General features: G+C 69.1%; 14 protein-coding genes and 1 pseudogene. 5 read left to right on the forward strand and 10 right to left on the reverse strand.

Annotation, left to right across the window (positions count from 1 at the left end):
* The first annotated feature begins 216 nt into the window (after positions 1 to 216).
* From aceE to OG509_RS11895, 3 genes and pseudogenes are all read left to right on the forward strand, one after another.
* Entirely contained in the window at positions 217 to 2,898 is a 2,682-nt protein-coding gene (aceE, locus tag OG509_RS11885; RefSeq protein ID WP_406182318.1) for a pyruvate dehydrogenase (acetyl-transferring), homodimeric type, read from the forward strand.
* Positions 2,899 to 3,017: 119 nt separating this feature from the next.
* Positions 3,018 to 3,536: a DUF4240 domain-containing protein gene (locus tag OG509_RS11890; protein WP_406182320.1), complete on the forward strand. Its 519-nt coding sequence runs from the start codon at positions 3,018 to 3,020 to the stop codon at positions 3,534 to 3,536.
* A 98-nt stretch (positions 3,537 to 3,634) separates the two neighbouring features.
* Positions 3,635 to 4,632, forward strand: a pseudogene (locus OG509_RS11895) (IS5 family transposase).
* Positions 4,633 to 4,651: 19 nt separating this feature from the next.
* On the opposite strand, the gene OG509_RS11900 reads toward OG509_RS11895, so the two are convergent.
* Positions 4,652 to 5,422 (reverse strand): SDR family NAD(P)-dependent oxidoreductase, encoded by a 771-nt coding sequence (locus OG509_RS11900; RefSeq protein WP_406182322.1) that lies wholly within the window; start codon positions 5,420 to 5,422, stop codon positions 4,652 to 4,654.
* An 86-nt stretch (positions 5,423 to 5,508) separates the two neighbouring features.
* Between OG509_RS11900 and OG509_RS11905 the strand changes: the two genes are divergently transcribed.
* Complete coding sequence (locus OG509_RS11905) at positions 5,509 to 6,192, forward strand: TetR family transcriptional regulator (RefSeq protein WP_406182323.1); 684 nt, start codon at positions 5,509 to 5,511, stop codon at positions 6,190 to 6,192.
* Positions 6,193 to 6,263: 71 nt separating this feature from the next.
* Here OG509_RS11905 and glnA read toward each other — a convergent pair whose 3' ends face one another.
* Positions 6,264 to 7,673 (reverse strand): type I glutamate--ammonia ligase, encoded by a 1,410-nt coding sequence (glnA, locus tag OG509_RS11910; RefSeq protein WP_030156177.1) that lies wholly within the window; start codon positions 7,671 to 7,673, stop codon positions 6,264 to 6,266.
* Between the two features lie 184 nt (positions 7,674 to 7,857).
* Between glnA and OG509_RS11915 the strand changes: the two genes are divergently transcribed.
* Positions 7,858 to 8,325, forward strand: coding sequence for an RDD family protein (locus tag OG509_RS11915; RefSeq protein ID WP_387292357.1), 468 nt, complete (start codon positions 7,858 to 7,860; stop codon positions 8,323 to 8,325).
* A gap of 85 nt (positions 8,326 to 8,410) precedes the next feature.
* Here the strand turns inward: OG509_RS11915 and OG509_RS11920 are convergent, their stop codons facing one another.
* From OG509_RS11920 to OG509_RS11955, 8 genes are all read right to left on the reverse strand, one after another.
* Entirely contained in the window at positions 8,411 to 9,109 is a 699-nt protein-coding gene (locus tag OG509_RS11920; protein WP_406182326.1) for a DUF4191 domain-containing protein, read from the reverse strand.
* Between the two features lie 10 nt (positions 9,110 to 9,119).
* Positions 9,120 to 9,317, reverse strand: a complete 198-nt coding sequence (locus OG509_RS11925; protein WP_030156182.1) for a hypothetical protein — start codon at positions 9,315 to 9,317, stop codon at positions 9,120 to 9,122.
* Between the two features lie 272 nt (positions 9,318 to 9,589).
* Positions 9,590 to 10,537: a lipoyl synthase gene (gene lipA, locus OG509_RS11930; protein WP_406182328.1), complete on the reverse strand. Its 948-nt coding sequence runs from the start codon at positions 10,535 to 10,537 to the stop codon at positions 9,590 to 9,592.
* Between the two features lie 110 nt (positions 10,538 to 10,647).
* The gene (gene lipB, locus OG509_RS11935) at positions 10,648 to 11,445 is read right to left on the reverse strand and encodes a lipoyl(octanoyl) transferase LipB (RefSeq protein WP_406182330.1); all 798 of its coding nucleotides are present in this window, start codon (positions 11,443 to 11,445) and stop codon (positions 10,648 to 10,650) included.
* A gap of 76 nt (positions 11,446 to 11,521) precedes the next feature.
* Complete coding sequence (locus tag OG509_RS11940; protein WP_406182332.1) at positions 11,522 to 11,857, reverse strand: hypothetical protein; 336 nt, start codon at positions 11,855 to 11,857, stop codon at positions 11,522 to 11,524.
* Positions 11,858 to 12,017: 160 nt separating this feature from the next.
* Entirely contained in the window at positions 12,018 to 12,341 is a 324-nt protein-coding gene (locus OG509_RS11945; protein WP_406182334.1) for a tyrosine-type recombinase/integrase, read from the reverse strand.
* A 357-nt stretch (positions 12,342 to 12,698) separates the two neighbouring features.
* Complete coding sequence (locus OG509_RS11950) at positions 12,699 to 12,938, reverse strand: hypothetical protein (protein ID WP_406182336.1); 240 nt, start codon at positions 12,936 to 12,938, stop codon at positions 12,699 to 12,701.
* Between the two features lie 42 nt (positions 12,939 to 12,980).
* Positions 12,981 to 13,490, reverse strand: a complete 510-nt coding sequence (locus OG509_RS11955) for a hypothetical protein (protein ID WP_406182338.1) — start codon at positions 13,488 to 13,490, stop codon at positions 12,981 to 12,983.
* Between the last annotated feature and the right edge of the window lie 199 nt (positions 13,491 to 13,689).

The raw sequence follows: 13,689 nt of genomic DNA on the forward strand, positions 1-13,689 counted from the left end.
TTTGTTTGTCCTGCTTTACCCGGCACCGGGTGCCTGATTCCATGGCACCGGGTGCCGACTTTTGGCCGGATGGCCATTTCAATGTCACATTCGTTTGATCGATCATCGATCAGCGATTTACAGTCGTCGACGGACCCCAACCGGGCCCATCGACCCTGTCCTGCCCGTCAGGGATTTTTCACCACCTCTCCTTTGTCCGGAAGGCGGCGCACACCGATGTCCGACCCCGTAGGAAAGCTTCCGAGCGAGCTCGACCAGCTCCCGGACCGCGACACCGAGGAGACCGCCGAATGGGCGGCCTCCCTCGACGCCGTCGCCAAGGCCGCCGGTACGCGCCGCGCCGAATACCTGCTCCGCCGCACCCTCCAGCACGCCGAGGCCGCCGGCCTCGCCCTGCCGAAGCTGCTGGAGACGGACTACGTCAACACCATCCCCACCTCCGCCGAGCCCGAGTTCCCGGGCGACGAGGAGATGGAAGCCAAGATCACCGCATGGAACCGCTGGAACGCGGCCGCCATGGTGACCCGCGGCTCCAAGTACGGCGTCGGCGGCCACATCGCCACCTTCGCCTCGGCGGCCTGGCTCTACGAGACCGGCTTCCAGCACTTCTTCCGCGGGAAGGAGGCCGACGGATCGGGCGACCAGCTCTACATCCAGGGCCACGCCTCCCCCGGCATCTACGCCCGCGCCTTCCTCGACGGGCGCATCTCCGAGCAGCAGCTCGACAACTTCCGCCAGGAGTCCGGCGGCAACGGCCTGCCGTCCTACCCGCACCCGCGGCGCCTGCCGTGGCTGTGGGAGTTCCCGACGGTCTCCATGGGCCTCGGCCCGCTCTCCGCGATCTACCAGGCGCGCTTCAACCGCTACCTGCAGAACCGGAGCATCAAGGACACCGCCAACTCGCACGTCTGGGCCTTCCTGGGCGACGGCGAGATGGACGAGCCCGAGTCGACCGCCGCCCTGGCCCTGGCCTCCCGCGAGCAGCTCGACAACCTGACCTTCGTCATCAACTGCAACCTGCAGCGCCTCGACGGTCCGGTCCGCGCCAACTTCCGCGTGGTCCAGGAGCTGGAGGCCCAGTTCCGCGGCGCCGGCTGGAACGTCATCAAGTCGCTGTGGGGCTCCGCCTGGGACGAGCTGTTCCGGCTCGACACCACGGGCGCCCTGGTACGCCGCCTGCGCGAGGTACCCGACGCGCAGTTCCAGACGTACGCGACCCGCGACGTGGCCTACATCCGCCAGCACTTCTTCGGCGCCAACGCCGAGCTCGTGCAGCTGGCCGGCGTGCTCTCCGACGCGAAGATCGCCGAGTGCTTCCACAGCTCCCGCGGCGGCCACGAGCCCCGCAAGGTCTACGCCGCGTACAAGGCCGCCCTGGAGCACAAGGGCGCGCCGACGGTCATCCTCGCGCAGACCGTCAAGGGCTACACGCTGGGTGCCGGGTTCGAGTCGAAGAACGCGAACCACCAGATGAAGAAGCTGACGATCGACGAGTTCAAGGGCATGCGCGACCTGCTCGGGCTCCCGATCCCGGACAGCGCCTTCGCCGACGGCGTCGTCCCGTACGGCCACCCGGGCGCGAACAGCCCCGAGGTGCAGTACCTGAACGAGCGCCGCGCGGCGCTCGGCGGCCCGGCCCCGGCCCGCAAGGTCAAGCACGTGGCCCTGCCCGCCCCGGCGGAGCGTTCCTTCGCCCCGCTGATCAAGGGCTCCGGCAAGCAGGAGATGGCCACCACCATGGCCTTCGTCCGGCTCGTCAAGGACCTGATGCGGGACAAGGAGACCGGCAAGCGCTGGGTGCCGATCGTCCCCGACGAGGCCCGCACCTTCGGTATGGAGTCGCTCTTCCCGTCGGCCGGCATCTACTCGCCGCTGGGTCAGACGTACGAGCCGGTCGACCGCGACCAGCTCATGTACTACAAGGAAGCCAAGGACGGCCAGATCCTCAACGAGGGGATCACCGAGGCCGGCGCCATGGCCGACTTCATCGCCGCCTGCACGTCGTACGCGACGCACGGCGAGCCGATGATCCCCTTCTACATCTTCTACTCGATGTTCGGCTGGCAGCGCACCGCCGACCAGATGTGGCAGCTCGCCGACCAGCTCGGCAAGGGCTTCATCGTCGGCGCCACGGCCGGTCGTACGACCCTGACCGGTGAGGGCCTGCAGCACGCGGACGGCCACTCGCACCTGATCGCGTCCACGAACCCGGCGTCGCTCAACTACGACCCGGCGTTCGCGTACGAGATCGCGGTGATCGTCAAGGACGGTCTGCGCCGCATGTACGGCGAGAAGCCGGAAGACGTCTTCTACTACCTGACGGTCTACAACGAGCCGAAGGTGCAGCCGGCCATGCCGGAGGGCGTGGAAGAGGGCATCCTGCGCGGCCTCTACCGCTTCAACGAGGCTTCCTCGCTGGAGTCCGCCCCGGCCGCCGACGCCCCGAAGATCCAGCTGATGGCCTCGGGTACGGCGATCCACTGGGTGCTGGAGGCGCAGAAGCTGCTCGCCGCCGACTGGAACGTGGCCGCCGACGTCTGGTCCGCCACCTCCTGGGGCGAGCTGCGGCGCGACGCGCTGGAGTGCGACGAGGCGCTGCTGCGCGGCGAGGTGCGCACCCCGTACGTCACCCGCGCGCTGGAGGGCGTCACGAGCCCGGTGCTGGCCGTCTCCGACTGGATGCGCCAGGTCCCGGACCAGATCAGCCAGTGGGTGGAGCAGGACTGGACCTCGCTCGGTACGGACGGCTTCGGCCTGTCCGACACCCGCGACGGCGCCCGCCGCCACTTCGGCGTCGACGCGCAGTCGATCGTGGTGGCCGCGCTGGCCCAGCTCGCCCGCCGCGGCGAGGTGCCGGCGTCCGCCATCAAGGAGGCGCGCGAGCGCTACGGCCTGTAAGGCACGCACACCGTAGGACAGAGGCCGGTGTCCGACCCCCGATTCCAGGGGTCGGACACCGGCCTTTGGCCGTATGAGCGGTGGCGGCGAGGGGGCGCACCCGTGATGCTGGAGCGGTGATGGACGAGACGGAGTTCTGGGAGATCGTCGACCGTACCCGCGAGGCCGCCGAGGGCGACCCCGAGGAACACGCCGAGCTGCTCGTGGAGCGGCTGGCGCAGCTCGATCCGGACTCCGTCCTGGACTTCGCCCGGCACTTCGAGTCCCGGTACAACCGGGCGTACACGTGGGACCTGTGGGGCGCGGCGTGGGTGCTGCTCGACGGGGCGAGCGACGACGCGTTCGACTACTTCCGGTGCTGGCTGATCGGCCAGGGCCGGGAGGTGTTCGAGGGAGGGGTGCACGATCCCGACGCGCTCGCGGAGCTCCTGGACGAGTTCGACGAGGAGATCGACGGGGACGGCGAGGAGCTGGGGTACGCGGCCGACGAGGCGTACGAGCAGCTGACGGGGGCGGTGGCGCCGGATCTGGGCATTCCGTTGCAAGCGGCGGAACCGGAGGGCACCTCGCTGGACTTCGAGAACGAAGCCGTGCTCGCGGAGCGCTTCCCCCGGCTGTGGGACCGCTTCAGAGGCTGACCGACCGTCCAGGGGCCGGTCTAGGGGCTGTTCTGAGTCCGGATCACAATCGGGGCGTTCGGCCTTCGTTCGGGCGCTTCGGCTGGTAGCACGGTTGTATGACGCGTGGTGATCTGACCGATGGCGAATGGGAGTTGATCGAGCCGCACCTCCCGCTGGGGGCGTCCGGGCCGATCCCTGACCTGCGCAGTTACTTCAATGCGGTGATGTGGAGGTTCCGTACCGGCTGCCCCTGGCGGGACGTGCCGGCAAGCTACGGCTCCTGGTCAACGATCTACGACCGGTTCCGCATGTGGGCACGTGGCGGGATCTTCCAGACCCTCATGGACGTGGTGATCGCCGAGGCGGCGGCACGCGACGATGTCGACCTCAGCCTGGTCAGCGTGGACTCCACCGTCGCCCGCGCGCATCACCACGCGGCGGGCATGGTGGTCGACCCCGAGCTCCTGGAGGACCTGGAGAAGGCCTTGATGAAGGAAAAGGGGCTTCGGCAACCGGACAAAACGACTCCGTAGCCGAGGGGCCCGAGGGCGGTGAGGAAGCCGAACGGGCACGGCGCCGCGCGGTACGCCGACGCCGCAAGGTCCGGCTGAAGGCCGCCGAGCTGGGACGCTCCCGGGGCGGGCTGACCACCAAGGTGCACCTCGCGACCGACCGGCGCTGCCGCCCACTGTCCATCATCCTCACCCCCGGACAGGCCGCGGACAGTCCGCGGTTCATCCCGGTCCTGGAGAAAATCAAGGTGCGTGTTCCGATGGGCCGCCCCAGGACCCGGCCGGACGCCGTAGCCGGAGACAAGGCGTACTCCTCCCGCGCCAACCGCGCCCACCTGCGAAGACGCAACATCAAGGCGGTGATCCCGGAGAAGGCCGACCAGGCAGCCAACCGCAAGAAGCGGGGCTCACAGGGCGGCCGCCCGGTCTCCCACGATGCCGAGCTCTACAAAGACCGGAACACCGTCGAGCGTGCCATCAACAAGTTCAAGGAATGGCGGGGGCTGGCCACCCGCTACGACAAGACACCTGAGAGCTATCTCGCCGGACTCCACCTGCGAGGATCCATCCTTTGGCTACGCAGCCTCCCTGGCACCCCGTGATCCGAACTCAGAACAGGCCCTAGTAGTGGGTCCCGCCGTCGATGCGGATCTCGGTACCGGTGATGAAGGCGCCGTCCTCGGAGCCCAGCATGGCGACGACTCCGGCGACGGTCTGCGGGCCGGCGAAGCCCTGGCCGAGGGCCGGGGCCAGCTTGGCGAACAAGCTCCAGTCGGTGTCCTCGGGCAGGCCCGGGCCGTTGCCCGTGGTCATGCCGCTCTCGATGGAGCCGGGCGCGACGGCGACGAAGCGCAGGCCCTGCTTGCTGTACTCGGCGGCCAGGGCGTGGGTCATGGACTGGATGCCGCCCTTGCTGGCCGCGTACGCGGACATGTAGGGGTGGGCGAAGGACGCCGAGGTGGAGCTGAAGTTCACGACGACCGGCTGGTCGCCCTCCAGTAGCGCCGGGAGCGATTCGCGGATCACCAGGAAGGTTCCGGTGAGGTTGACCGCGATGACCTTGTTCCAGAAGTCGAGCGTGGTCTGGTGGGTGTGCGCGGAGCGCAGGATGCCGGCGGCGTTGACGAGCACGTCGAGCCCGCCGAGGAGGTCCACGGCGGCGGCGACACCGCTCTGCACGGCCGCCTCGTCGGATATGTCGAGGACGGCGGTGGTGAGGCGGTCCGCGTGCCCGTCGGCTGCGGCCTGCTCCGCGGTGCCCCGCAGTCCCTCCTCGTTGACGTCCACGGTGTGGACACGGCCGCCCTCGGCGAGGATGCGGTGGACGGTGGCCCGGCCGATGCCGGAGCCGCCGCCGGTGATGAGGACGCGACGTCCTTCGTAACGGTTCATGGCGCGAGCGTACTCGTCGGATGACACGTTTTGCCAGACTGTCAGAACATGCACTCGCCAAGGAACCGGGAAGGTAGGCTTCACGCGTGAGATCCCCACGTCCGTACTCTCCCCTGGCCGGCCCCGGAGCCCAGTCGCTGACCGAGCGCCGCAAGGCCGCGACCCAGCTCGACATCGCCCGCGCGGCCTGCGAACTGTTCGCCGAACACGGCCCCGACGGCACCACCGCCGAGGACATCGCCCACCGCGCCGGGGTGGCGCTGCGTACCTTCTACCGCTATTTCCGCAACAAGCAGGAGGCCGTGGCCCCGCTGCTCGCGGGAGGCGGTGACGCCTGGCGCGCCCTGCTCGCCGAGGAAGACCCCGCCGCCCCCCTCGCGGAGTCCCTGGAACGCGCGGTGACCCGCTCGTTGAGCGACTCCCAGGCGGTCGAGGAGGGCCTGGAGGTGACCCGGGGCCTGCTCCGCGCGGCCGCGACCGACGAGGCGCTGCGCGCGGTCTGGTACCGCGTGAACCAGGACTCCGAGGAACGCCTGGTCCCGGTGATCGCCCGGCTGGCCGGCGAGGACGCCGACCCCCTGGGCGTCCGCCTCCTCGCGGCGGCCGCGACGGACGCCATCCGCATCGCCCTGGAACTCTGGTCGACGACGGACGCCCCGGTCGCGGGCCCGGGCTCCCCACCGGAACTGGCGGTCCGCTGCCTCCGCGACCTGACCTCCGCCATGCCCCTCCTCCGCAAGGCCAGGGCAGCCGCCCCTCCTGCGCCCTGAGCATGCCCTGACAGCACAGCGGCCCCGCCGCTCTCCGGGGAGAGTGGCGGGGCCGCTGTGTGCGCTGCTTCTTAGATGTCGAAGTACATCTCGAACTCGTGCGGGTGCGGGCGCAGGGCGATCGGGGCGATCTCGTGCGTGCGCTTGTAGTCGATCCAGGTCTCGATCAGGTCCGGGGTGAAGACGCCGCCGGCCAGGAGGTACTCGTGGTCGGCCTCCAGGGCCTTGAGGACGTCCTCCAGGCTGGTCGGGACCTGCGGGACGCTCGCGTGCTCGTCCGGGGAGAGCTCGTAGAGGTCCTTGTCGATCGGCTCCATCGGCTCGATCTTGTTCTTGACGCCGTCGAGGCCGGCCAGCAGGAGGGCCGCGAACGCCAGGTACGGGTTCGAGGACGGGTCCGGGGCGCGGAACTCGACGCGCTTGGCCTTCGGGTTCGAGCCCGTGATCGGGATGCGCATCGCGGCGGAGCGGTTGCGCTGCGAGTACACCATGTTGACCGGCGCCTCGAAGCCCGGGACCAGGCGGTGGTACGAGTTCACCGTCGGGTTGGTGAAGGCGAGCAGCGACGGGGCGTGCTTGAGGATGCCGCCGATGTAGTAGCGGGCAGTGTCCGACAGGCCCGCGTAGCCGGCCTCGTCGTAGAACAGCGGCTCGCCGCCGGCCCACAGGGACTGGTGGACGTGCATGCCCGAGCCGTTGTCACCGAAGATCGGCTTCGGCATGAAGGTCGCGGTCTTGCCGTTGCGCCAGGCGACGTTCTTCACGACGTACTTGAAGAGCATCAGGTCGTCGGCCGCGGCCAGCAGCGTGTTGAACTTGTAGTTGATCTCGGCCTGGCCGCCGGTGCCGACCTCGTGGTGCTGGCGCTCGACCTGGAGGCCCTGGGCGTCCAGCTCCAGGGAGATCTCGGCGCGCAGGTCGGCGAAGTGGTCGACCGGGGCGACCGGGAAGTAACCGCCCTTGTAGCGGACCTTGTAGCCGCGGTTGTTCTCCTCGGAGCCGGTGTTCCAGGCGCCGGCCTCGGAGTCGATGTGGTAGAAGCCCTCGTTCGCGGAGGTCGCGAAGCGCACGCTGTCGAACACGTAGAACTCGGCCTCGGGGCCGAAGTACGCGGTGTCGGCGATGCCGGTGGAGGCGAGGTACGCCTCGGCCTTCTTCGCGATGTTGCGCGGGTCGCGGCTGTAGGCCTCACCCGTGATCGGGTCGTGGATGAAGAAGTTGATGTTGAGCGTCTTGTCCTTGCGGAACGGGTCCAGGCGCGCGGTCGAGATGTCGGCGCGCAGCGCCATGTCCGACTCGTGGATCGCCTGGAAGCCGCGGATCGAGGAGCCGTCGAAGGCGAGCTCCTCCGCCGGGTCGAACGCTCGCGCCGGGATGGTGAAGTGCTGCATCACACCAGGCAGGTCGCAGAAGCGGACGTCGACGAACTTGACGTCGTTCTCCTCGATGTACTGCTTCACTTCGTCGGCGTTCTGGAACATCCAACTCCTCCTACTCCCGACCCCGGGGCAGGGCGGGCTTTATAGCTCGTGGTGCGTCAGTGCGGTGCCGCACGCTGACCAGACCATAAGCAAGCGGGATTTCTCAAGCATGACCCATTTGTTTCGCTCAAGTTAACCAGGGTCCCGTCGGAACGCTGTCGGACACCACCGGTACCGTGGTCGGGTGGACAACAGACAGGCAATCGGATCCTGGCTCTCCGGCCCCCGCGCGGCCGCCGAGGACATGGGCGTCGACTTCGGCTACCGGGGCCAGCGGCTCGGCCTGCCCCAGGAGGGGCCCGGCTCGGTGGCCCGCTTCGGCCGCCGCCTCGGCGCTCTCGCCATCGACTGGGTCGGCTGCCAGGTGATCGCATACGGGCTGATCACGCACGGCAGCGCGAGCGCCACGGGCAACTGGACGCTGGCCCTCTTCGTGGTGCTGAGCATCCTCACCGTCGGCACCGTGGGATTCACCCCAGGGAAGCGGCTCGTGGGCCTGCGCGTCGTCGCCGAGGGCGGCGGCCGCCTCGGCTTCGGCCGGGTCGTGCTGCGTACGGTGCTGCTCGCCCTGGTCATCCCGGCGCTGGTCTGGGACCGGGACGGGCGCGGCCTGCACGACCGCCTCGCGCGCGCCGTCCAGGTCCGGATCTAGGCCCGCTGAAGCACGAGACAGGGGCGCCCCCGAGCCGGTCGGCTCGGGGGCGCCCCTGTCTTGTATACGAAATACGAAAAGCGGGTCAGCGCATCTTCCCACCGCGCGGCATCCGCATGCCCTTGGGCATCGGGCCCTTCGGCAGCGGCATGTTGCTCATGAGATCGCCCATGGCCCGCAGCTTGTCGTTGACCTGCGTGATCTGCGGACCGGACAGTACGCGCGGCAGCTTGAGCAGCGTCGTACGGAGCTTCTTGAGCGGGACCTCGCCCTCGCCGGTGCCCACGATGAAGTCGTGCACCGGGATGTCCGGCATGATCCGGGCCAGCTTCTTCTTCTCGGCGGCGAGCATCGGCTTGAGCCGGTTCGCGTTGCCCTCGGCGATCAGCACGACGCCGGCCTTGCCCACGGCCCGGTGGACGATGTCCTGGCTCCGGTTCATCGCGACGGCCGGGGTGGTCGTCCAGCCCCGTCCCACGTTGTCCAGTACGGCCGCGGCCGCGCCCGGCTGTCCCTCCATCTGCCCGAAGGCAGCCCGCTCGGCCCGTCGTCCGAAGACGATCGCCATCGCGAGGAACGCCACCAGGAAGCCCAGGATGCCCAGGTAGACCGGGTGGTCGATCAGGAAGCCGATCGCAAGAAAGACACCGAAGGTGACGATTCCCACGCCCGCGACGATCAGACCGACCTTCGGGTCGGCCTTGCGCGTCATCTTGTACGTCAGGGCGATCTGCTTCAGTCGCCCGGGGTTCGCAGCAGTCTCTGCGTTTGACTTCCTCGCCATAGAGCGAAGTTTACGTGGCCTGCGAGGTCCGGGTCGCCGCGGCCTCGAGTACGTGCTCGGTTTCGACCCGGTCCTTGGCTCTGCGGCGGTCCTCCAGGACGGCGCTCCATGCGTTGCGGCGGGCGCCGCTCATGAGCAGCGACTCGAAGCCCCGGAAGGCGTCGGTGAACGACGGAATGGCAATGGCGCGTACGGGCGCGGCCTGCATGATGTCGATCCCTTTCACGGTGCTGGGCGGTTCGGGGACGTTCTGGGGCGCACGGCGGAGCGTGTCAGCGCTGTGCGCCGGCGTGCGCGGTGCGTGGAGCCATCGTCACTGACTGGTGTTACCAGGGCATGACCGGTCGGTCAAACGGTGATGAAACATTTACGCGGCCCGCCGGACTCTCGTTACAGAGAGCCTAGGGGCCGCGTCGATGCGGTGTTACCCGCTGGTAAGACTTTGTGCGTGAGTTCACACAGTCCGTGCGGTAGCGCGCGTCACACCGTGGCGCGCTTCTCCATCGCCTGCTGGTAGAGGCGCCCGGCCCGGTACGAGGAGCGGACCAGCGGGCCCGACATCACACCGGAGAAGCCGATCTCCTCGGCCTCCTTCGCCAGCTCCACGAACTCGGCCGGCTTCACCCAGCGCTCGACGGGGTGGTGCCGCGGCGAGGGCCGCAGGTACTGGGTGATGGTGATGAGCTCGCAGCCGGCCTCGTGCAGCTCCTTCAGCGCCTGCGAGACCTCCTCGCGCTCCTCGCCCATGCCCAGGATCAGGTTGGACTTGGTGACGAGGCCGTAGGCGCGGGCCTGGCGGATCACGTCGAGCGAGCGCTCGTAGCGGAAGCCGGGGCGGATCCGCTTGAAGATCCGCGGCACCGTCTCCACGTTGTGCGCGAAGACCTCGGGGCGGGAGGCGAAGACCTCCTCCAGCAGCTCCGGGACCGCGTTGAAGTCCGGGGCCAGCAGCTCGACCTTGGTGTGGCCGGCCTCGCGGCCCGCCGTCTGCTCGTGGATCTGGCGCACGGTCTCCGCGTACAGCCAGGCACCGCCGTCGGCCAGGTCGTCGCGCGCGACGCCGGTGATGGTGGCGTAGTTCAGGTCCATCGTGACGACCGACTCGCCGACGCGGCGCGGCTCGTCCCGGTCCAGGGCCTCGGGCTTGCCCGTGTCGATCTGGCAGAAGTCACAGCGCCGGGTGCACTGGTCGCCACCGATGAGGAAGGTGGCCTCGCGGTCCTCCCAGCATTCGTAGATGTTGGGGCAGCCGGCTTCCTGGCACACGGTGTGCAGTCCTTCGCCCTTCACCAGGGCCTGCATCTTCGTGTACTCGGGACCCATCTTCGCCCGGGTCTTGATCCACTCGGGCTTGCGCTCGATGGGGGTCTGGCTGTTACGGACCTCCAGGCGCAGCATCTTGCGTCCGTCGGGTGCGACTGCGGACACGACCGGCTCCCTGTGACTTCGATTCTTCGGCGCCCACCAGGGTACGCCCGTAATTTCATACGCTCTTACGTCGGCCAACCTGGCGGTGACCGGCCGCATTCCCTCAGCCGTCAGCCCGCGGCGGGCTCGATCTCCCTCGGCCGCAGCTCCGCCTGCTCCAGTACGTCCTTCAGGTGGCGTTCGGCGACCGGCAGCACGTCGGCGATGGAGATCTCGCGGCCCAGTTCGTACGAGAGCGAGGTCACACCGGCGTCCCGGATTCCGCACGGGATGATCCGGTCGAACCAGGTGCTGTCCGGGTTCACGTTGATCGCGAAGCCGTGCATGGTGACGCCCTTGGCGACGCGGATGCCGATCGCGGCCAGCTTGCGGTCCTCGCGGCGCTGGCCGGCGTTGGAGGGGGCGTACTCGGGGCCGTTCAGACGCGGGTCGAACTCCTCGTCCGTCAGCCGCGGGTCGAGGTCGAGGGAGAGCCCGCCCATCTTCGGCCGGTCCTCGACGGGATCCCCGAGGACCCAGACCCCGGAGCGGCCCTCGACCCGGGTGGTCTCCAGGCCGAACTCGGCGGCGGTGCGGATCAGCGCCTCCTCCAGCCGGCGCACGTGCGCGACGACGTCGACCGGGCGGGGCAGCTTCATGATCGGGTAGCCGACGAGCTGGCCCGGGCCGTGCCAGGTGATCTTGCCGCCGCGGTCCACGTCCACGACGGGGGTGCCGTCGAGCGGGCGCTCGCTGTCGGCGGTGCGCCGGCCGGCGGTGTAGACGGGCTGGTGCTCCAGCAGGAGACAGGTGTCGCCGATCTCGTCCGTGAAGCGCGCGGTGTGGACCCGCCGCTGCTCCTCCCAGGCCTGGGTGTACTCGACGTAATCGGGTCCGAAGCCCAGATGGACAAACCCAAGCTCAGCCACCGCAGCGCCTCCTCGTTGAACCTGCCGTGTGCACGTATCGCACCAGCCAAGGGTACGGCGGCCGGTTTCCGCCCCCTCAGTGGCCCGTCGGCGAGGGGTCCGCCGGGCCGGGCGGGCTCTCCTGCGGGCCCTCCTGCGGGCCGGGCGGAAGCGGCCTCGGCCGCCGGGACCGGCCCCGGGCCGCCGGCCGGTCCGGGTCCTCGTCGGCCGTCGGCAGCCGCCGGTGGCCCTCCGAGTGGTCGTTGACCCAGCCGCACACGCCGCACGCGTACCGCCCGTCCAGCCCCGCGATGTACGTGCCGCACCTTCGGCACTCGGCCTCGGTCAGCTCGGGCGCGGGCAGCGGTGCGGGCAGTCGTGCGATGGCGTCGGCGGAGGGCTCCGCCGCGGGGGGCCTGGTCCTGCGGGTCATGCCGCGCAGCGTACGCGGACGGAAGGGGTCAGTCCGTAAAGGGCCCTACCGATTCTGCACACAAACGAGTGAGTGTCGCTTTGACCTGCACGTATGGGCTGCTCCATGTGCTAATGCCAGCACATCTCAGCACGGGGTCATCACCGGTGCTGAGTCGCCGTTACGCGGCCAGCCCCATGATCCCGTCGAGCACGTTCACGGCCCGGTCCATGGAGTCCGGCGTCATGTGCCCGTACGTGTCGGCGGTGATGGTGATGGAGGCGTGTCCGAGCCATCGGGACACGGCCAGGATGGGCAGGCCGTTCAAGAGGCACGTCGAAGCGAAGTAGTGCCGGAGGTCATGGGCGCTCCACTCATGCCGCACCGTGGCAGACACCTGCCGCCAGGCGTACCCGAAGTCATCCCGGGCCGCGAGGCTCCCCCGCTGGTTCTTGAAGAGTCCGCCATCGAGGCGGGTGCCGTGGGCGCGGATGTGGAACTTCACGCGGTGCCACACAGAGGTAGGGACGGGCACGTCTCGCCAGTCGCCCGGCTGCCGGTGCTTGAGGGCCGCGTATGTGGCGTGCTGCTTGCCGTCCGCCCCCTTTGGCCTTCTGGACCTGCCTGCGGACGCGGAGCACCCGCGTTCCGGCCTTCAGGTGGAAGTCGGCTTCCTGCACGGCAAGCGCTTCGGAGATGCGGAGCCCACACCCGGACATGAGCCACACAGCGAGGCTGTATTCAGCGCGCCCGAGGATACCGACATGAGGGTAGCGCCGGGGTTACGCAGGGCGACTGATTCTGGGTCACGAAGAAGCCCCTCATAGCCCGGGGCGAGGAGGGGTGCGAAGGTGCCGCAGGGCTACTGGAGCCCGAGCTTTTCCAGAGCGTCAGAGACGACCCCGGCCTGATCTACCTGGTGCGCGGTGTCGTTGTCGATGGTGGTGGCTTCCTCCTGTACGGCGCCCCTACCGCCACGATTGTCGTTCGACTGGGCCTGCTGGATAGCCCAGCCGCCGCCGTCGGCCTGAGCCGCTCCTCCGAAGGACAGGGCTGCGCCCGCGAGTCCGACGGCGGCGAGTGCGCGCTTCATGTTGTTCATGGCCTGCCAACGATCTTTGTCCGGGCCGGTCACGGCGGCGACTCAGCCCAGGTGTCCGGGCCTCCCCAGGGCTCTGCGAAGCGGAGGGACCTGCGACGTTTCGGGCGGGGCGTTCTCAACTCGCCACAGCTGTGCCGTGTAGATCGGCGTGTAGGCAGCCACCTGCTCCGGGGTAGCTTCCTCCACTGCCATGGCTCCGGTCCACAGGTGGTCGCGGTGGCAGTAGCCGTCGAGGTCGGCCCGCTTCCCGGGCGCGAGCTTCCACGTGCCCTGGGGGAACTTCACCACCACATCGCTGCCGCAGGTGAACGAGCGGTTCGCCTGCGCCATGATCCAGCGGGCGTGTTCGTTGTCGCCCTCATTGGGGCGGCACATCGTCCGGGCCATCTGCCACAGCCGCCCCCACTCGACACCAGGAGTGAGGGGCCCGATCACGGCCACTTCCCCTAGGTTCCGGTCGTCAAGGGAGTGTGTGGAGTAGCCGAAGACTGTGCCGAACATCCGGAACACGGTGACTCTGTTCTGCCCCGAAACAGTCTCATCAACTGCCATGCCGTTAACCTCTGTTCACGGGTGAGCCCCGGGTGCATCGACCGCACCCGGGGCTCATCTCTCAGGTGGATCAGCAGCCGTCGCCGTCACCGCAGCACGCGGGCGGGTTGCACTCCTTTGCAGCACCCCACAGCCGGTCGTCCACGTGGAACCCGGCGGCCCTGACGCGGTCCACGACAGAGCCGATCAGCGGGCGGGT

The organism is Streptomyces sp. NBC_01006 (assembly GCF_045162725.1).
Lineage (GTDB): Bacteria > Actinomycetota > Actinomycetes > Streptomycetales > Streptomycetaceae > Streptomyces.

Bases quoted from the DNA above. Each gene is read 5' to 3' on its own strand.
- OG509_RS11890 (WP_406182320.1), top strand. From the start codon at position 3,018: ATGGACGAGACGGAGTTCTGGGAGATCGTCGACCGTACCCGCGAGGCC.
- aceE (WP_406182318.1), top strand. From the start codon at position 217: ATGTCCGACCCCGTAGGAAAGCTTCCGAGCGAGCTCGACCAGCTCCCG.
- OG509_RS11940 (WP_406182332.1), bottom strand. From the start codon at position 11,857: ATGACCCGCAGGACCAGGCCCCCCGCGGCGGAGCCCTCCGCCGACGCC.
- glnA (WP_030156177.1), bottom strand. From the start codon at position 7,673: ATGTTCCAGAACGCCGACGAAGTGAAGCAGTACATCGAGGAGAACGAC.
- OG509_RS11925 (WP_030156182.1), bottom strand. From the start codon at position 9,317: ATGCAGGCCGCGCCCGTACGCGCCATTGCCATTCCGTCGTTCACCGAC.
- OG509_RS11920 (WP_406182326.1), bottom strand. From the start codon at position 9,109: ATGGCGAGGAAGTCAAACGCAGAGACTGCTGCGAACCCCGGGCGACTG.
- OG509_RS11950 (WP_406182336.1), bottom strand. From the start codon at position 12,938: ATGAACAACATGAAGCGCGCACTCGCCGCCGTCGGACTCGCGGGCGCA.
- OG509_RS11955 (WP_406182338.1), bottom strand. From the start codon at position 13,490: ATGGCAGTTGATGAGACTGTTTCGGGGCAGAACAGAGTCACCGTGTTC.
- OG509_RS11900 (WP_406182322.1), bottom strand. From the start codon at position 5,422: ATGAACCGTTACGAAGGACGTCGCGTCCTCATCACCGGCGGCGGCTCC.